We start from the raw sequence: 18,905 nt of genomic DNA, 5'->3' as shown, positions 1-18,905 counted from the left end.
CCACCGAGACGAAAGGCACGCCCCCGATGCACCAAGCCCTCATCGTGGCCCGTATGGCGCCCGGTTCGGCACCCGACATCGCCCAGCTGTTCGCCGAGTCGGACGCGGGTGAACTCCCGCGCCTGGTCGGGGTCAGCCGCCGCAGCCTCTTCCAGTTCGGCGACGTGTACATGCACCTGATCGAGTCCGACACGGACCCGGCCCCGGCGATCGCCCGGGTCGCCGGACACCCGGAGTTCCAGGGGCTGAGCGACCGTCTGTCGGCCTTCGTCAGCCCGCACGACCCGCAGACCTGGCGCGGCCCGAAGGACGCCATGGCCCACCGGTTCTACCGCTGGGAGCGGGACCCCGCCCGCTAGTGCTGTGGGGGTGCCCTAGCCTCCGGCCCGCCGGACGGCCTGGGCACCCACGGCCGCGGCTGCCTGCCTCACCCCTCGTGACGGGGATATTCCGGCAGGTAGTTTTTGAATGAATACCTGACTGAATTGCCGTCAACAAGGTTCCACATCATATCTCGATTTGATAACGAGATCCCTGAAAAGGCCTGGACCTTTCCCGCGCAACGCGCGTAACTCGCTTGATTTCAAAGTGAATTGACAGTTCATCAAATCTGGGCCCCAGGTAACGGATAGATATCTCGGGCCCCGCTCCTGTTTGTCCGAATTTTCCTCGGCGCCCTTCTGGCAAGCTTCCGCGCACCCACTCTCCTGACCAGGACTTGAGGTGCGCATGACAGCACGATCCACGGCTCGGCACTCGGGCGGCCGCAGACGCCGCGAACACCGGCGCAAACCGCGCCGGTTGATACTCCTCACCGCCGCCATGGCCACGGCGGCGGTGATCGCGGGCGGCATCGCCTACTCGGGGCTCGGCCCCGACGCCGAGGCGACCACCCCCGTGGCGGCCGGGGCGCCCGGCTCCCCCGCTCCCGAACCGGCCGCCGCACCGGCCCGGGACGCGGAGCCCGCCCCCGTCGCGGCCGCACCCGCCAACGAGGGCGCCCGCGGGATGGTCTACGACGGACTCCAGGCCGCCCCCAAGGGCGACCGCTGCGCCGGCGTCTACCGCACGGGCACCGGCCTGTGCACCCACGGCCCGGACGCCCCTCCCGGTGGCGTCGACATCAAGAAGGACGTCGACCCCGTCGTCCGCGTCAAGGCTCCCGCGGCCGATCCGGCCGCTCCCGCCGAAGGCGCCCCTGCGGCAACGGAAGGCGGCGGGCGTCCTCAGGACGCGCCCGCCGCCGACGCCCGCGGCGCGCAGAGCGCGGCGGCCCCGGCCCCGCCGGCCTCCGGCAGCCAGGGCGTCGCGGCCGGACCGGCCGGCCAGACCGTCCAGTGCGACGGCGACGGCAGCTCCGGCAACCGCGTCCAGGTCGTCTACGCACACGGCCCCGGCAAGGACCGCTACGCCGAGTACCAGGCCTCCTTCCGCAAGTGGGCGGCCGACGCCGACGTCATCTACGCGGCGAGCGCCAAGGAGACGGGCGGCGTCCGGCACATCCGCTACGTGACGGCCGCCGACTGCACCCCGGTCGTGCTGAACATCGAGCTCCCGGACTCCGCGCTCGCCGAGTTCAACGCCACCAACACCGCACTCGCCGGCAAGGGCCTCGACCGCCGCGACCGCAAGTACATGATCTTCGCGGACACCCAGGTCTACTGCGGCATCGGCACCTTCAACGGCGACGAGCGGCCCGGCCAGAGCAACCTGAGCAACTTCGGCCCCTCCTACGGCCGCACCGACTCGGGCTGCTGGGGCGGCCACACCGCCGCGCACGAACTCGGCCACAACCTCGGCGCGGTGAACAACAGCGCCCCCAACACCAGCCGGGGAGCGCACTGCACGGACGAGTGGGACGTGATGTGCTACTCGGACACCCCGTACTACCCGCAGATGCGCAACGTCTGCACGAACCAGGCGTCCGAGAACATCCTGGACTGCAACCACGACGACTACTTCCACACCAGTCCGAAGCCGGGCAGCTACCTGGCGACCCACTGGAACATCGCCGACAACCAGTTCCTGATGCGCTCCGCCGGCGGCGGCACCGACCCGAACCCGAACCCTGGCCCGACCGCCAAGCCGACCCCCTCGCCCACGCCCACGAAGAAGCCCACCGGCGGCCCGGCCGTGACGGCCGGTCAGATCCAGTCGGACTCGGTCGTGCTGAGCTGGCCGAAGACCGAGGGCGCCGCCTGGTACCAGGTGCTGCTGAACGGAAAGCACCTGACCTGGGTCCAGTCCACCTCGCTGCGGGTCTACAACCTCAAGCCGGGCACCTCGTACACGGCCGCCGTGTCCGTCCGTGACGGCGCCGGCAAGGACAGCGGCCCCGGCAAGGCCGTCTCCTTCCGTACGGGCGACACCGGCGGCGGGGCCACCACCCCGGGCGCCCGCTACGTCCTCGGCAACGGCAGCAGCGGCATGGCCGCCGAACTGTGGGGCGGGCGCTCCGCCGACGGCACCGTCCTCGTCGCGGGCCGGGTCAACGGCTACGCCCAGCAGCAGTGGTACTTCGACGACGCCGGGAACGGCCTGGTGCGGATCAGGTCCGCGGTCTCCGGCAAGTGCCTCCAGCCGGGCGGCGCCCCGGCGGCCGGGATGTGGATCGCCCAGCAGCCCTGCGGGAACGCGGCCGCGCAGCAGTGGCGGCTGACCTCGCGGGACGGCTCGGTGGCCGTCACCGATGCGGGCGGCGGCTTCGCCCTCTCCCTGAGCGAGCGCCCGTACTACGGGAACTGGCTGCTCGAACTCCAGCGCGCGGACGGGCGTCCGGCGCAGGTCTGGACGCTCCGCAAGGCCTCCTGACCCCCGGCGGGCGGCCGCGCTGCGCGGCCGCCCGCCTCCGCCCTCTCCTCCTCCCCGATCTGCCTGGAGGCACCATGACGACACGCCCGCGCCTCACCCTCCCCCAGCCCCTGGCCTTCCTCGGTTTCGCCCTGCTCCTGCTCCTCCAGGCCCTGGCCGTCGCCCTGGCCCTGGCGGGCTCCGCGCAGGCGCACGGGGACACCGTCAAGGTGGTGGTCACCGGCCAGCGGGAGGGCCGGGTCACCGCCGACGTCACCTGGGAGAACGACGGGGACGCCGTCGAGGAGGCCGTGGCCGCCACCGTCAACGCGGTGAGCGCCGACGGAACCCGTACGGCCGGCCCCTGGCGGCTGGTGCGTGACGCCGGCCGGGCCGGCGGGTGGGTCTCGGACGGGCCGCTGCCGCCCGGCACCTGGACGGTGACGGTCGACGTCGGCTTCCCCTCCCTCGGCCACGGGCAGCGGGAGGTCTCCGTACCGGTGGTGGACCCGGCCCCGACGGCCCCGGTCCCCACCCCGTCGGCGTCCGCCCCGCTCCCCGCCGCGAGCCCCAGTCCCACCCCCAGCCCCAGCGCGAGTCCGAGCCCGGCCCCCGCGGCCGACCGTACCGCCGACGGGCAGGACGGGGACACCGGCTGGTGGACCACCGCCGGGGTCGCCGCGATCGCCCTGGCCGGCGCGGCCGCCGGGATCTTCCTGCGCCGTTCGCGGCGCTGACGGAGTGTCGGCCCGCGCCCTTCGGCGCGGGCCTTGCATGGTGGTCCCGGCGGCGGCTCGGCCGGTGGGAAGCGGACAGGGCGGGAGACGGCTCATGAAGGCCACAGAGGTGCTCGCGGACGGCTTCGGACGCATCCGGGAGGTGGTCCACGAGGTCCTCGACGGCCTGTCGGAGCCCGAGCTGAACGCCCGCCCCGACCCGGCCGCGAACTCGGTCGCCTGGCTGGTCTGGCACCTGACCCGGGTGCAGGACGACCACGTGGCCGATGCCGCCGCACTGCCCCAGCTCTGGCAGGACCAGGGCTGGGACGAGCGCTTCGCGCTGCCCCTGCCCGCCGGGTCCACCGGCTACGGGCACACCGCCCGGCAGGCCGGATCGGTCCGCGTGGACGGGCCGGACCTGCTGGTGGGCTACTTCGACGCGGTGCACGCGCGGACGGTGGACTTCGTACGCGGCCTGACCGCCACCGACCTGGAGCGGGTGGTCGACGACCGCTGGGACCCGCCGGTCACCCTCGGGGTCCGTCTCGTCAGCGTCCTCGCCGACGACCTCCAGCACGCCGGCCAGGCCGCGTACGCCAAGGGCCTGCTGCGGCGCGGCTGACCGTACGCCAGCCCCGTCACCAGGAGGTGAGCAGGCCGGGAGCGGCCGTGTCCACCTCCTCCACGATCTGGGCGGCGAGCGCGGGCACCTGGCCGCTCCAGTAGAAGTGGCCGCCCGGGAAGAGGTGTTCGCCGACCAGGGTGTCCGCGCCGGCGGACCAGGCCGTCAGCTGTTCGCGGCTGACCACGTGGTCCTCCTCTCCGCCGAACAGCGAGAGCGGGACCGGCAGGCGCGCGGAGTCGGCCGGGCGCGGGGTCCAGGTCTCCACCGCGCGGAAGTCGGCCCGCAGGCGCGGCTCGTACAGGCGCCAGAGTTCCTCGTCCTCCAGGATCGCCGGGGGCAGTCCGCCCATGGCGGCCAGTGCCGCGCGCAGGCCGGCGCTCTCCCTCAGGTGCAGCGGGACGCCCGTCAGGGGCTGCTCCCCCTCGAACGGCGACTCGCAGGCGGAGGCGCCCAGCCACACCGGGGCGGGCAGGGCGCGTTCGGCGAGCTGGCGGGAGAGCTCGTAGGCGACGAGGGCGCCCATGCTGTGCCCGAAGAAGGCGAAGGGTGCCCGCTCCAGCCAGGGGGAGATGTCCTCTCGCAGGTGTCCGGCCAGTCCGGCGACCGTCCCGTGGGCGGGGAGCCCGCTGAGCGGGCCCCGGCCGGGGGCCTCCAGCAGGCAGACGTCCCACTCCGGGGGGAAGTGCTCGGCCCAGTCGGCGTAGGCGAGGTGCGAGCCTCCGGCGTGGTGGAGGACGAACAGCCGCAGGTCCGGGTCGTCCACGGGGCGCGGCCTGATCACCGCCGTGGCAGCCGTCCTCGTGGCGGGCGTGGCCGGTGTGGTCGGTGTGGCGGGTGTGGTCACAGTGCGGCTCCTTCGGCTCGCAGGGCGCGCAGCATCCGCGTCAGCACCTGGCTGTCCCCGATCTCCTCGAACTCGGTGTCCGGGTCGGCCTCCAGCAGTCCTTCGACGGTCTCCCGCCAGCGGACGGGGTGGTCGATCTGCCGGGTCAGTACGGCGGGCAGCGCGGCCGTGTCCTCGTACGGGCGGGCCGTGCGGTTGGCCACGACCGGGAAACGGGGCGCGCACAGTTCGGCGGCCTCCAGCAGCGGGGCGAAGGCCTCCGCCGCCGGGGCCATGTGCCGGGTGTGGAAGGGGCCGCTCACCTTCAGCCGGCGTACGGTGCGGGCGCCGGACTCCCGCAGCAGGTCGCCGGCCGCGTCGAGGGCGGCGAGCGGGCCCGCGACGATGGTCTGGTCGGCGGTGTTCCAGTTGGCGACCTCGACGTCCTCCAGGCCCGCCCGGCGCAGCAGCAGCCGGATCACCGCCTCGTCGAGGCCGATGACCGCGGACATGCCGCCGCCGGTGACGCCGGCCATCGCCCGGGCCCGGCCGGCGACCAGGCGCAGGCCGTCGGCGAAGCCGAACACCCCGGCCGCCTGGAGGGCGTTGTACTCGCCGAGGCTGTGGCCGGCGGCGGCGTCGGGTTCGGGGGCGTCCTGCCGGGCGGCCTCGTAGGCGAGTGCGTTGACCACGTAGACGGCTGGCTGGGTGAACTCGGTGCGCTCCAGCCGCTCCGCGTCCTCGCACAGGGCGCGGACGGAGTAGCCGAGCACCTCGTCGGCCTCGGCGACCCGGTCCGGGAAGCGGTCCAGCAGGGCGCTGCCCATGCCCGGGCGCTGGGAGCCCTGGCCGGGGAAGAGGAAGACACGGGTCATGACGGGGCTCCCGGCGGGGCGAAACGGCTGTCCGCGAAGGTGAGGGCGGGCCGGTCGGAGAGGACGCCGAAGGAGTGGACCCGGCCGAGCAGGAGGGTGTGGTCCCCGGCGGGGTGGGCCTCGGCCACGGCGCAGTCGAACCAGGCGACGCCGTCGAGGAGGACGGGGGCGCCCGAGTGCGGGGCGGGGCGCCAGGCTCGGCCGGCGAAGGCCCCGGCGCCGGTGGGGCGGGTGCGGTCGGCGAACCAGAGGGCGTCGTCCTGCTGTTCCTCGGCGAGGACGGTGACGGCGAAGCTCCAGGCGTCGAGGGCGTGGTCGTGCAGCCGGGAGCCGCGGCCGAGGGAGACCAGGACCATGAAGGGGTCCATGGAGACGGTGGTGAAGGAGTTGACGGTGGTGCCGTGGGGGTGGCCGTCGGCGCCGAGGGTGGTGACCACGGTGACCCCGGTGGGGAAGCGGCCGGCGGTACGGCGGAAGTCCTTGCCGTCGGGGGCGGTGGCGGTGACGGTGGCGGCCGAGGCGGGCAGGCCGGTCCCGGTGGTGGTGGTCATGCGGTGTTCCTCCGCAGTTCGTCGAGGAGCGGCAGGGCGTCGAGGACGGTCTTGGCGGGGGCGCCGAAGTCGATCAGGCAGGCCAGTTCGTCGACCCCGGTCTCCCCCAGCCGCTCGACGACCCGGGCCGCCTTGGGGAGGGTGCCGAGGAGGCCGCCGTCCTCGTAGTGGCGGTCGAAGGCGCGGGCGGCCAGGAAGTCCAGGTCCTTGTCGCGCAGTTTGGCGGGGTCGACGGTGCGGGCGCCGCCGTGGGCCCGGGAGGCCAGGAGGAGGCTGACGGAGCTGCGCAGGTAGCGGGTCAGGGGGGCGCGGACCAGCTCGCGGGTCTGTTCCTCGTCCTCGCCGAGCAGGGTGTGCACCATGCACACCACGTGGCCCCGGTCGCCGGGGACGGCGCCTTCGCGGGCCGTGTAGGCCTCGCGGTAGGCGGCGGTCTTCTCGGCGAGTTCGGCGGGGTCCTGGCCGAGGAGGTGGGTGAGCACCCCGGCGCCGAGCGCCCCGGCGGCCCGGAAGGTCTCCACGCCGCCCGCGCTGGTGATCCACACCGGCACCTCGCGCTGGACGGGGCGCGGGTAGGAGCGCACCCGGCGGGCGGTGCCCGTCCCGTCGAGAACCTCTGCCTCCTCGCCGCGCCAGAGTTCGCGGACCTGGCGGACGGTGTCGACGAGGACCTCGCGGCGGTTCTCGTAGGCCTCCGGGCGCAGGGCGAAGTCGGTGGCGTGCCAGCCGGAGGCGAAGGCGAGGCCGACGCGGCCGCCGGAGATGTTGTCGACGACCGCCCATTCCTCGGCGATCCGCAAGGGGTGGTGCAGCGGTGCGACGACGCTGCCCGCGCGGATCGCGACACGGCTGGTGGCGGCGGCGAGGGCGGCGCCGGTGACGGCCGGGTTGGGGTAGAGGCCGCCGAAGGGGTGGAAGTGGCGCTCGGGGGTCCAGACGGCGGCGAAGTCGTGCGTGTCGGCGAAGCGGGCGCCTTCGAGCACGAGGTCGTAGCGGCCGGCCCCTTCGGGGTCGGGTTCGTCGTTGCCGAAGTAGAACAGGCTGAAGTCCACGGAAGGCTCTCCGAGTTCGTGAGGGCGGGGAGGGGCGGGCGCGGTCCGGTCAGGCGGTGGCGGCGCCCGTCGGCTGCGGGGCGGTGGCGCCGTCGGCCGGGGGCTCGGTGGTGGGGGCCCCGGCGGCCGGGAAGGGGCGGGTGCGGGCCGCCCAGCGGGCCACGGCCGGGGTCGCCAGGCCGCCGGCGAGCAGCAGCCCGCCGAAGAGCAGCCAGCCGGGCATGCCCCAGCCGATGATCACGGCGGTGGTGAGCAGGGGCGTGACGGCCCCGCCGACCCGCTGGGCCAGGTTGAACATGCCCTGGTACTGGCCGTGCGCGTCCGGCGGGGCCAGTTCGTAGGACAGGGCCCAGGAGCCGGCGGAGTGCAGCATCTCCCCGCAGACGTGGACGACGGCGCCGACCACGAGGCAGACCCCGGCGACCCAGGCGGGCTGCCCGGCGGACAGGGCGAAGCAGGCGCAGCACAGGGCGAGCAGGATCCCCGAGCGGCGCATGGCCCGGGCGCCGCCGGTGACGTCCTCGGCGCCCTTGCTCATCCGCACCTGGAACAGCACGCACATCGCGGTGTTGACGAAGACGAGCCCGGCGAAGAGGGAGACGGGGGCGTCGGTGCGCTCGGTGATCCAGATGGGCAGGGCGACGGTGAGCAGCGCGTCGGTGCCGAGCACCAGCACGGCGTTGAGCGCGGACACCGCGACGAAGGGCCCGTCGCGCAGGACGTGGCGCCGGGCGCCGGTGGAGCCGTCCGGCACGGGGAGTTTCGTACGGGGCAGCCGCAGGCACAGCAGGGCGGCCGCGGTGAACAGCAGTCCGGCGCCGGCGAGCAGCCACCTGTAGAGGGCGCCGGAGTCCCCGGCGAGCGCCAGTCCGCCCAGCAGGGTGCCCACCGCCAGGCCGACGTTGATGACGGACTGGAGGTACGCGCGGGCCCGGACCCGTTCGGCGGGCGGTACGGCCTCGGCGATCAGGGCCCCGCGGGCCGCCGCACCGCCCGCGTCGGCCATCGCGGAGAGCGCGGCGACGACGAGGAAGCCGGTGAACCCGCCGGTCAGGGCGTAGCAGCAGACGGCCATGCCCTGGGCGGCCCCGAAGAGCACGGAGGCGTTGCGGGAGCCGAGCCGGTCGGAGAGCTGGCCGGCCGGGATGCTGACGAGCATCGCGAGGACGGCGGCGACGGTCAGGCCGAGGCCGACCCGTCCGGCGTCGATGCCGACGGCGCGCATGAAGAACAGCACGCTGACGGAGAGCAGGAAGCCGTTGGCGACGGTACGGGCGAGGTTGCTGACGGCCAGGACCCGTACGACGCCGGCGGGCGGGCGCAGGTCCCGCAGCAGCCCGGTCACCGGGAGGCCCCGGCCGGTTCGGGGGTGAACCGGCGGACCAGCGCCGGGCGGTCGGTCTTGCCGTTGGGGTTGAGCGGCAGCGCGTCGAGGCGGACGAAGCGGCGCGGCACCATGTGGACCGGGATCCGCTTGCGCAGCCACAGCATGAGGTCGGTGCCCTTGATCTCCCCGCCGGTGTGGACGCCGACGAGTTCGGTCTCGTGCGGGCCGGGCACGGCGAGGACGACGGCGTCGGCGACGGACTCGTGGCCGCGCAGGGCGGATTCGATCTCGCCGAGTTCGATGCGGTAGCCGCGGACCTTGACCTGGTTGTCGAGGCGGCCGAGGTGGGTGAGGGTGCCGTTCTCGAAGCGGACCCGGTCGCCGGTGCGGTACCAGTGGGCCGCGGTGAGCGGGCCCTCGCCCCGGTAGTCGGCGGCGGGGCGGCCGGCGGCGGGGTCGTAGGACAAGAACCGGCCGGTGTTGTCGGCGGGGTCGAGGTAGCCGTCGAAGCGCTGGGAGCCTCGTACGCACAGCTCGCCCTCCTGGGCGGGCAGCCCGTCCGGGCCGAGCACGGCGTGCTCCAGGAAGGGGTACACGGGGCCGATCGGGATGGTGCCGTTGGCGGTGGCGGGCCAGTCGGCGGGGTCCTCGGGGAGGCGGAACTCGGTGCAGGCGACGGTGAGTTCGGTGGGGCCGTAGACGTTGTCGATCCGGGCCTTGGGGGCGGCCTCGTGCCACAGGCGGGCCTGGCGGGCGGTGAGCTGCTCGCCGATGAAGACGGCGTGGCGCAGGTCGGGGGCCTGTCCGGCGGGGAGCTTGCCGAGGCTCGCGGAGACGGAGACCACGGACGGTACGGAGAACCAGTGGGTGATGCGCCGGTCGGCGACGTAGCGCACCGGTTCCAGCAGTTCGGTGCGCTGCGGGACGACGAGGGTGGCGCCGCCGCCCCAGGTGACGAACAGGTCGAAGACGGAGGGGTCGAAGGTGAGGTCGAAGGTGTGGGAGACGCGGGCGCCGGGGCCCACCTCGAAGCGTTCGATGTTGTGCTCGACGTAGGGGGCGAGGTTGCGGTGGCGGACCGGGACGCCCTTCGGGCGGCCGGTGGAGCCGGAGGTGAACAGGACGTACGCGATGTCGTCCGGGCTGGCGGTGCGGTTCGGCAGCGCGGCCGGGTCGGCGGGCAGCGCGGCCGTCTCCTCGTCGGTCAGGGCGAGTACGGCGATCCGCTCCTCGGGGCCGCCGAGCTGGGCGAGGCCGCCGCTGTCGGCGAGCAGGACGTCGGCGCCCGCGAGTTCCCACACGGCGCGGTTGCGGGCCACCGGGTAGCCGGGGTTGAGGGGGGTCACGGTGGCGCCGAGGCGCAGGGCGGCGAGGTATCCGGCGAAGGCGGTCAGGGTACGGGAGGCGAGCAGCGCGATCCGGGCGGGGGCGGTGCCGCCGGCGGCGTGGAGCAGGGCGCCCGCGACGGCGGTCGCTCGCTCGTCGAGTTCGCGGTAGGTCCAGGTGGCGCCGTGGACCTCGAGGGCGGGCTCGTCGGGGTAGTCGGCGAGGGAGCGGGCGAACCAGCCGTGGAGGGTGGTGTCCGTGAAGGTCATGTCAGCGGTCCGTTCCAGGTTCCGGGGTCCGGGGTCCGGGCGAGGGGTCCGGACGAGAGGTCGGGGCGGCGAAGGCTTCGGCGATCGGTGGCGGGGCGGCCCGGCGGGCGGGGCGGACTCCGCGGCGGGGGGTCATGCGGCGGAGCGCGGGGTGAGGAGTTCGGCGTAGGCCGCGCGGCGGGCGGCGGCGTAGCCGAGGCTGCCGAGCAGGGCACGCCCGGTGGGGCTGGGGTCGTGGCCGCCGCGCAGCAGCCACGGCTGCCAGGCCTGCGCCTCGACGGCCGCCGCGCCGAGGGTGTGGCGGTCCAGGGCGCGCGGGGCGAGGGGGTCGAGGGCCTCGTTCTCCCGGGCCAGGGCGCGCAGGGCGACCTCGCGCTGCCAGCGGCGCTGCGGGACGGGCTCGGTGGGCCGGCCGGCGGCGTCGAGGAGTTCGAACAGGTGCCGTGCGGTGACGGGTTCCTCCGCGACGAGGTGGTAGGCCCGGCCCTCGGATCCCGGGGAGAGGGCCAGTTCGACGACGGCCCGGGCGGCCAGGTCGACGGCGGTGGCCGGGAGCGGCCGGTCGTCCTCCTCGTCGGGCCGGGTGCCGGTGGCGAGGGCGCCGGCGAGCAGCCGCCACAGGGGATGGTCGGGGTCGCAGGCCCCGGAGCCGGTGGCGCCGAGGAGCAGGCCGGTACGGAAGACCCGTACGCGCATGCCCTGTTGCTCGGCCCGCTCCGCCAGCCGTTCGCCGACCCAGGCGGCGACGGCGGGGCCGTCCATGCCGGGGGTCAGGGGCTGTTCGCGGGTCTCCTCGATCCGGGCGTCCGCGCCGAGGCCGGAACCCGAGCCCGGTCCGCAGGCGTTCAGCGTGGAGAGCAGGGTGAGGTCCTCGATGCCGTGGCCGCGCATCCAGCCGAGGAGGGCGGCGAAGGGCAGGACGGTGTCCTCGCGCAGCTGCCCGTAGGGGCCCGGGGGGAGGCCGGCGGGGGCGGCGCTGTGCACGACGCGGGTGACGCGGGCGGCGAGCCGCGCGTCGTACCCCTCGTAGGGGCCCGGGCCGGGGTGCGGAAGGGGGCGCAGTCGGGCCGGGTCGGGTTCGGGCAGGTCGCAGGCGGCGGCGCGGGCGCGGAGCAGTTCGCGGGCCTCGGCCTCGTCGGCGGCCGGGACCACGCAGTGCACGAGGCCGGTGGTGGCGCGCAGGAGTTCGTGCAGGACGAAGGTGTCGAGCAGTGCGCCCGTCCCGGTGAGGAGGGTGTCGCCCGCCTCGGGGGGCGCGTCCGTTCGGGGGCCGGGTTCGCCGAGGTCCAGGCCGAGGTCGGCGTCGACGAGTTCGGCCTCGGTGGGCGCCCCGTCGGCGGGGCCGGGTCCGGCGGCGGTCAGGCCGCGCACCACGGTGGCCATGGTGCGGACGGTGGCCTGGGCGCCGCCCGCGCGGTAGACGTTCACGGTGACGCCGAAGGCCCGCTGGACGGCGGCCTCGATGCGCAGGGCGGCGAGGGAGTCCCCGTCGTAGAGGCCGAAGGCTCCGTCCGGGCCGAGCCCGGGGTGGCCGAGGACCGAGCGCCAGATGGTGAGGAGTTCGCTCTCGACGGGGTCGCCGTCCCCGGCGGCGGGGGCCGCCTCCTCCTGCGGTGAGGAGGGTACGGGTGCGGCGGCGGGTGCGGCGGCGAGCGGCGGCAGGGTGTCCAGGGCCCAGTAGGTGCCCCGGGCGAAGGGGTAGGTGGGCAGGGCGACCCGGTGGCCGCCCGGGGCGGGCAGGGCGGCCTCCCAGTCCACGTCGGCCCCGCGCGCCCAGGCGGCGGCGAGGGCGGCCTCGACGGCTTCGTCGGTGGCGTTCCCGGCGGCGTCCAGCGGCAGGGCGTGCCGGGCGGCGGCGCTCTCGCCGTGCCCGAGCAGGATCGTGAACCGGTCTTCGCGGGGCGGCTGCCCCGGCCCGGGGGCGGTCTCGGCCCGCCCCTTGAGGGCGGCGGCCAGCCGGGCCACGAGGGCCTCGGCCCCGCCTTCCCGGGGCGGTACGAGGACCACCTTGCGCAGCGGCTTCGCAGGCGGGGCGGGGTCGGCGGCGGCGCCGTCGCGCAGGGCGCGGGCGGCGGCGAGCGGGTCGGTACCCGGGGCGGTGACGACCCGGCGGTGTGCCTGGGCGGTGCGTCCGACGCGCAGGGTGTGCGCGGTGTCGGCGAGGGCGGGGGCGTCCGGCCCGGTCAGGGCGTCGGCGAGCTGCCCGGCGACCTCGGTCAGCCCGTCGGGGTCGTGGGCCGACAGGAGCAGCCGTACGGTCTCCCGCGCCGGGGCGGGCGCCCGGGTCGGCTCGGGGGGCGGGCCGAGGACGGCGGTGGCGTTGGTGCCGCCCAGGCCCATGGAGTTGACCAGGACGTAGGGCGCGTCGGTGGTCCGCGTGGGGCTGCCGGAGATGGTGAAGGGGCTGTCGGCGAGGACGCCGGGGTTGCGCGGCCGTTCGAACATCGGGTGCGGGGGCAGCAGTCCGGTGCGGGCCACGGCGACGGCGGCCAGCAGTCCGGCGATCCCGGCGGCCGGGCCGGCGTGCCCGATGTTGGCCTTGACGGAGCCGAGCCCGCAGTACCCGGTGGGCGCCCCGGTGCCCGGGCCGGCGGCGGCCCGCAGTCCGGCGGTCAGTCCGCGCAGCTCGATCTGGTCGCCGAGCGGGGTGCCCGAGCCGTGCGCCTCGACGTAGCGCAGCTGGTCGCCGCGTACGCCCGCCGTGTCCAGGGCCCGGGCGACGACCTGGGCGAGGCCGGCGGGGCTGGGCGCGGTGAAGCCGGAGCGGGCGGAGCCGTCGTTGCCGACGGCCGTGCCGTGCAGGACGGCCAGGACCGGGTCGCCGTCGCGCTGGGCGTCGGCGAGGCGGCGCAGGGCCACGACGCCGACGCCCGAGCTGAAGGACGTACCGGTGGAACGGGCGTCGAAGGGGCGGCAGTAGCCGTCGCGGGACTGGAGGCCGCCGGCGTGGTGGCGGTAGCCGAGCATCGGCTCGTTGACGGAGGCTCCGCCGGCGAGGGCCAGGTCGCATTCGCCGGCGCGCAGGGACTGCGCCGCGTAGTGCACGGCCGTCAGCGAGGAGGAGCAGGCGGTCTGGACGCCGATGGAGGGCCCGCGCAGGCCCAGCTTGTAGGCCACGCGGGAGGGCAGGAAGTCGCCGAGCCCGCCGAGGTGCAGGGCGACGTCGTCGACGGCGGCCATGACCCCGCCCGCGAGCGCGCGGGAGGCCTGGAGGGCGGCCATGTACGTGCTGGGGCTGCCCCCGGCGAAGACCCCGGTGACCAGGGCCGCGCCGCGCGGGGCGTGCCCGGCGGACTCCAGGGCCTGCCAGCAGGCTTCCAGGAAGATCCGCTGCTGCGGGTCGGTGGCGGCGGCCTCGGCGGGCGAGTAGCCGAAGAACTCGGCGGCGAAGTCGCCCGCGCCGGGTATCCCGGCGGCCCGGGCCACGTACGCCTCGTCGTCGAGGGCCTCCCGGGTGAGTCCGGCGGCCAGCAGCCGGGCGGGGTCGAGGCCGCGGATGCTGACGCGGCCCTCGGTGAGGTTGTGCCAGTACTCCTGGGGGTTCCAGGCGTCGGGGAAGCGGCAGCCGGCCCCGACGACGGCGATCAGGTCGTCGGCCGGGCCGCTCATGCCGAACGCTCCCCGGAGCCGGCGCTGCTGTCGCCGGTGGCGGCGAGGGCGGCGAGGAAGGCGGCCTGGGCCTCGACGGTGCTGTGCTCGAAGAGGTCGGCGGCGTCCAGCTCGCGGCCGGTGAGCTCGCCGAGGCGCTCCAGCAGGACCATGAGGAGCATGGAGTCCCCGCCCGCTTCGAAGAAGTTGGCGTCGTGGTCGACGTCGGGGGTGTCGAGGACCTCGGCCCACAGGGCGGCGACGGCGTCGGCGAGGTCCTCGGGGGACGCGGCAGCGGTCGTGGTGTCGGTGGTGTCGGTGAGCACGGATGCCTCCAGGTCGGTGAGCAGGTCCCCGGCGGCGCGGGCCAGGTCTGCGAGGAGCGCCTCGACGGTGGTCGCGTCGAAGAGCGCGGTCAGGTGGGTGAGGGAGAAGGCCAGCGGGACGCCGGGGGCGCCGCCGGTGGCGGTCAGTTCCAGTTCGTACTTGGCCTTCAGGCGCGGCGGTACGAGGTACCGGGCGCGGGTTCCGGCGGCCGGCGCCGGGGGGACGGCCGGGGCGTCGGCGGCGCTCAGGTAGACGGGGGTGACGGCCGGGCGGCTGAGGTCCCGGGCGGGGTGCAGGGCGGCGGCGAGGGAGTCGAAGGGGGTGTCGGCGTGCCGGTAGGCGGTGAGCGCGGACTCCCGTACCCGGTGCAGCAGTTGCCGCCAGGTCGGGCCGTCGCCCAGGTCGGCGCGGACGAGCAGGGTGTTGACGAACATGCCGACGGTCTCGGCGCGGGCGGCTCCGTCCCGGCCCGCCCAGGGGAAGGCGAAGAGGAAGTCGCGCTGGGCGCCGCGCCGGGCGAGGACGGCGGCGAGGAGCGCGGCGGACACCATGAAGGGGGTGCAGCCGAGCGGCGCCGTCAGCTCGGCGAGCCGGTCGGAGACGGCGGCGGGCAGCGTCAGTTCGCGCTGCCCGGCCTCGATGGACTGGGTCGCGGTGCGGGGCCGGTCGTACGGGAGGCCGATGTCGGTCGGGGCTCCGCGCAGGGCGTCCAGGCAGGCCCGCAGGTCCTCGGGGGTGCCTTCCGTGGGGGCTACGGCGGCCGGGTGGCCGGGGGCGGGCAGGGTGAGGGGTGCGCCGGTGGTGAGGTGGCGGTGGAGGGCGGCGACGTCGCGCAGCAGCAGGTCCAGGGACCAGCCGTCGGACACGATGTGGTGGACGCCGACGACGAGGAGGGTCCGGTCGGGGCCGAGGGCGATGACGGCGCCGCGCGCGGGGGCCTGCCGGGCGAGGTCGAAGGGGGTCCAGCAGAGCGCCGCGACCTCCTCCTCGATCCGGGCGGGCGGCCACGCGGAGCCGTCGAGGAGGACGGCTTCGGGTGCGTCGCCGTCCGTGCGGTAGAAGACCTTGCGGGCCCTGGCGTCGAGGGTGAAGCGGGAGCGCAGGCCCGGGTGGCGGGCCAGGGTCCGGGCGAGGGCCTCGCGCAGCGCCTCGCGGTCGAGGGGGCCGTCGATCTCGACGACTCCGGGGGCGAGGTAGGCCGTACGCAGGTGCGTGATGCGGTCCATCACCCACAGCCGCTGCTGTACGGGGCTGCCCGGGTGGGCGGCCGCCGGGTCCGGGGTCTCGCCCGCCGCGCCGGCCGGCGTGTCCGCCCGGTCCCGGGCGGCGCGTTCCAGTGCCGCGGTGAGTCCGGCGACGGTCGGCTCGGCCAGGAAGGCGCGCAGCGGTACCGCGCTCCCCCAGCGGCGTTCGGCCTCGGCGAGGACGCGGACGGCGAGCAGGGAGTGACCGCCGAGGGTGAAGAAGTCCGCGTCGGGCGCGAGCCGGTCGGGGTCGATGCCGCCGAGGAGCCCGGCCAGCAGGGCGGCCACGGGCCGCTGGGCCGGGGTGAGGGCGGTGTCGCCGGCGCTCTCCCTGGGCAGCGGGCGGCCGGTGCGGGCGGCGAGGGCGGCCAGCGCGGCGAAGTCCACCTTGTCGTTGGGGGTACGGGGCAGCGCGTCGACCACGTACACCTCGGCGGGCAGTACGGCGGCGGGCAGCCAGCGCAGCAGCGGGCGCAGCAGTTCCTCGCGGGTCGGGGCCGGACCGGCGAGCTCGACGTAGGCGACGAGGGCGGGCGGGGTGCCGGCGCCGTGGACGGCGGCCGCGGCGACGGCGGGGTGTTCCTCGACGAGGCGGGTGACCTCGCCGGGCTCGATGCGGTTGCCCAGGATCTTGAGCTGGTCGTCGGCGCGGCCGAGGTAGGCCAGCTGGCCGTCCTCGCGGAGCAGGACCCGGTCCCCGGTGCGGTACATGAGGGTGCCGGGGACTCCGTAGGGGTCGGGCAGGAAGGCGGCGCGGGTCTGTTCGGGGCGGTCGAGGTAGCCGAGGGCGACTCCGGTGCCGGCCACGTACAGCTCGCCGGGGACGCCCGGGGGGAGTTCCTCGCGGTGCGGGCCGAGGACGTAGGCGCGCATGCCGGGCAGCGGGACCCCGATGGGGGGCGGGCGCGGGTCGGTGGGGTCGACGTGGGCGTAGGTGCTGTTGCAGGAGGCTTCGGTGGGGCCGTAGACGTTGACGACGCGGGTGCCCCAGCGGGCGGCGCAGTCGGCGGCGAGCCGGTGCGGGAGGGCCTCGCCGCCGGAGTAGACGGCGCGCAGGGTGCTCGCGCCGGACCCCTCCTGGTCGGCCTCCAGCATGGCGTGGAGCAGGCTGGGGGTGAGGGAACCGGCGACGGTGGCGCCCCGGGGGCCGCGGATCAGGCGGAGCAGGGCGCGGGCATCACGGCGTTCCATGTCGTCGGCGACGAGCAGCTCGGCTCCGGCCAGCAGGGCTTCCAGGACGTTGTACGGGGCCGGGTCGAAGGCGGTGCCCGCGGTGAGCAGGAGCCGGTCTCCGGGGCCGAGGGCGCAGTCCCGGCCCCACCACAGGGCGGTGCCCAGGAGTCCCCGGTGCGGGATCCGCACGCCCTTGGGGCGGCCGGTGGTACCGGAGGTGTAGAGGAGGGCGGCGACGTCCTCGGGACCGACGGCGGGCGGGGTGTCGGGGGCCCCGCCCGAGGAGGCCGCGCCCGAGGGGGCCGCGCCCGAGGGGGCCGCGGCGGTGTCGGCCCACGCCCGGGGTTCGGCCAGCGGCAGCGGTTTCGCCGCGGTGTCGAGCCCGTCGAGCAGGGCGGCGCCCTCCTCGCAGACCAGGACCGTGTCGGCGCCGGTCTCCGCGAGGACGAACTCGACGCGGGCGGCGGGGGTGTCGAGGGCGAGCGGGACGAAGGCCGCGCCGGCGCGCAGGGCTCCGAGCCAGCCCGCGACGAGGGCCGGGCCGCGGGCGGCGAGCACGGGCACGAAGCTGCCGGGCCCGGCGCCGTCGGCGCGCAGCCGCTGGGCTATCGCCCGGGTCCAGGAGTCGAGTTCGCCCCAGGTCAGCGTGGTGTGCGAGGTGCGTACGGCGACGGTGGCGGGGTCCGCGGCGGCGAAGCGGTGCTCCAGGGCGTGCGCGGCGGTGGGGCCGGTGCCGGGCCGCGCCTCGGGTCCGCTCAGCACCCCGTACGGGGCCGCGTGCGCGGGGCGCAGCGTGACGGGGAGCTCTCGCAGGGGGGTGGCGGGCGCGGCCACGGCCGCCGCCAGCAGGGCGCGGTAGCCCGCGGCGAGGTGGCGGGCGGTGGCTTCGGTGCAGCGGGCGCTGTCGTACTCGACGGTCGCGGTGAGGGCGCCGTCGGGGCGGTACTCCAGGACGAGGGACAGGTCCTGTTTGGCGGTGCCCGTGGGCAGCAGCTGCGGCGGCTCCCAGGGGTGGCGGCCCTCGGGGTCGGGGGCCGGGGAGTTCTGCAGGACGAAGCCCAGGTCGGCGAGGCCGGCCGCGGCGGCGGTGCCCGTGCCCGGTGCGCTACCCGGTGCCGCGCCCGGGCGCGCCGTCGTCCGCCGGGCCTCGGCGACGGCTGCGGTCAGCCGGTCGAAGGGGAGTTCCTGGTGGGCCAGGATTCGCAGGGCCTCGGCGCGGGAGTCGGCGCAGAGCTCCTCGAAGCTGCGGTGCGGGTCGGGGGCGCAGCGCAGCGGAACGGTGTTGACGAAGAAGCCGACGAGGTCGGCGACCGCCGGGTGCGGGCGGGCCGCGGCGACGGTGGAGAGCAGGAACTCGTCCTGTCCGCTCCAGCGCTGGACCACGGCCTGGAAGGCGGCGAAGAGGACGACGAAGGGGGTGACCTTCAGGGTCCGCGCCAGCAGCTCGGCGCGCGCGGCGAGTTCGGCGGGGAGCTCGAAGCGGACCTGTGCTCCCTGCCGGTCCCCTTCCACGACGCGGGCGCGCGGGGCGGCGGCGCCGAGGGTGACCGGCGTGGCGGCCGCGCCGAGCAGGGCGGCGGCCCGCGCGGCGGTGCGCCCGGCCCGCGCCGGGTCGTCCGCGCCGGCCCGGTCCCAGACGGCGAAGTCGGCGTACTGCACCGGCGGTTGGGGCAGCACGGGCGGGACACCGGCGCGCGCCTGGGCGTAGGCCTCGGCGAGGGCGCCGTAGAGCGCGGGCAGGGACCAGCCGTCGACGGCGATGTGGTGGACGGTGAGCAGGAGGACCCCGGGGGCGGCGGCCGGGTCCGGGTCCTGCCAGAGCGTGCAGCGCAGGGGGGCTTCGGAGCCGAGGTCGAAGGGGGCGCGGGCCCGTTCGTCGAGTTCGCCGGGGGTCGGGGCGGAGCGCTCGACCAGGTCGAGGGGCACGGGCCGGCCGGGGGCGCCTATGTGCTGGACGGGCTGGCCGGCGGAGGTGGCGTAGGTGGTGCGCAGCACCTCGTGGGCGGTGACGAGGGCGGTGAGGGCGGCGCGCAGGGCGGGCACGTCGACGCGCTCGCGCCAGCGGCTGAGCAGCGGCACGTTGTAGACGGCGGAGGCGGGGGCGGCGCTGTGGATGTACCAGAGCCGTTCCTGGGCGAGGGACAGCGGGGCGGTGGTGGCCGCCAGGCGTTCGGGGGCGGACGGGCGCGCGGGTGCCATCGGGGTTCTCCTTCCGG

Annotated in this window: 12 protein-coding genes; 4 read left to right on the top strand and 8 right to left on the bottom strand. The window is 76.1% G+C overall.

Annotated features, from left to right (window positions below; translation table 11 throughout):
* Positions 1–26: 26 nt before the first annotated feature.
* The 4 genes from OOK31_RS15265 to OOK31_RS15250 all read left to right on the top strand — a co-directional run bounded on the left by OOK31_RS15265 (position 27) and on the right by OOK31_RS15250 (position 4,131).
* Positions 27–359 carry a TcmI family type II polyketide cyclase gene (locus OOK31_RS15265; protein ID WP_267013057.1) on the top strand — a complete coding sequence of 111 codons (333 nt, stop codon included), beginning with the start codon at positions 27–29 and terminating at the stop codon, positions 357–359.
* 370 nt (positions 360–729) lie between these two features.
* The gene (locus tag OOK31_RS15260) at positions 730–2,811 is read left to right on the top strand and encodes an RICIN domain-containing protein (RefSeq protein ID WP_267013056.1); all 2,082 of its coding nucleotides are present in this window, start codon (positions 730–732) and stop codon (positions 2,809–2,811) included.
* A 74-nt stretch (positions 2,812–2,885) separates the two neighbouring features.
* Positions 2,886–3,527: a hypothetical protein gene (locus OOK31_RS15255; protein WP_267013055.1), complete on the top strand. Its 642-nt coding sequence runs from the start codon at positions 2,886–2,888 to the stop codon at positions 3,525–3,527.
* A 94-nt stretch (positions 3,528–3,621) separates the two neighbouring features.
* A complete protein-coding gene (locus OOK31_RS15250; RefSeq protein WP_267013054.1) occupies positions 3,622–4,131 on the top strand; it encodes a DinB family protein in 510 nt (169 codons plus the stop codon).
* A gap of 16 nt (positions 4,132–4,147) precedes the next feature.
* Here OOK31_RS15250 and OOK31_RS15245 read toward each other — a convergent pair whose 3' ends face one another.
* The 8 genes from OOK31_RS15245 to OOK31_RS15210 all read right to left on the bottom strand — a co-directional run bounded on the left by OOK31_RS15245 (position 4,148) and on the right by OOK31_RS15210 (position 18,888).
* Entirely contained in the window at positions 4,148–4,978 is an 831-nt protein-coding gene (locus OOK31_RS15245) for a thioesterase II family protein (RefSeq protein WP_267013053.1), read from the bottom strand.
* Positions 4,975–5,832 carry an ACP S-malonyltransferase gene (gene fabD / locus OOK31_RS15240; protein WP_267013052.1) on the bottom strand — a complete coding sequence of 286 codons (858 nt, stop codon included), beginning with the start codon at positions 5,830–5,832 and terminating at the stop codon, positions 4,975–4,977. Before fabD ends, OOK31_RS15245 begins: the two co-directional genes overlap by 4 nt.
* Positions 5,829–6,383 carry a flavin reductase family protein gene (locus OOK31_RS15235; RefSeq protein WP_267013051.1) on the bottom strand — a complete coding sequence of 185 codons (555 nt, stop codon included), beginning with the start codon at positions 6,381–6,383 and terminating at the stop codon, positions 5,829–5,831. Before OOK31_RS15235 ends, fabD begins: the two co-directional genes overlap by 4 nt.
* A complete protein-coding gene (locus tag OOK31_RS15230) occupies positions 6,380–7,435 on the bottom strand; it encodes a MupA/Atu3671 family FMN-dependent luciferase-like monooxygenase (RefSeq protein WP_267013050.1) in 1,056 nt (351 codons plus the stop codon). The genes OOK31_RS15235 and OOK31_RS15230 overlap by 4 nt, the downstream gene beginning before the upstream one ends.
* Before the next feature lie 49 nt (positions 7,436–7,484).
* Positions 7,485–8,780, bottom strand: a complete 1,296-nt coding sequence (locus tag OOK31_RS15225) for an MFS transporter (protein WP_267013049.1) — start codon at positions 8,778–8,780, stop codon at positions 7,485–7,487.
* Positions 8,777–10,357: an amino acid adenylation domain-containing protein gene (locus OOK31_RS15220; RefSeq protein ID WP_267013048.1), complete on the bottom strand. Its 1,581-nt coding sequence runs from the start codon at positions 10,355–10,357 to the stop codon at positions 8,777–8,779. The genes OOK31_RS15225 and OOK31_RS15220 overlap by 4 nt, the downstream gene beginning before the upstream one ends.
* Positions 10,358–10,489: 132 nt before the next feature.
* Positions 10,490–13,966, bottom strand: coding sequence for a beta-ketoacyl synthase N-terminal-like domain-containing protein (locus OOK31_RS15215; protein WP_267013047.1), 3,477 nt, complete (start codon positions 13,964–13,966; stop codon positions 10,490–10,492).
* Positions 13,963–18,888 (bottom strand): non-ribosomal peptide synthetase, encoded by a 4,926-nt coding sequence (locus OOK31_RS15210; RefSeq protein ID WP_267013046.1) that lies wholly within the window; start codon positions 18,886–18,888, stop codon positions 13,963–13,965. Before OOK31_RS15210 ends, OOK31_RS15215 begins: the two co-directional genes overlap by 4 nt.
* Positions 18,889–18,905 lie beyond the last annotated feature (17 nt).

Source organism: Streptomyces sp. NBC_00249, assembly GCF_026342355.1.
Lineage (GTDB): Bacteria > Actinomycetota > Actinomycetes > Streptomycetales > Streptomycetaceae > Streptomyces.
Note: the sequence above shows the minus strand (reverse complement) of the source record. Positions and strands in the feature narration are given on the sequence as shown.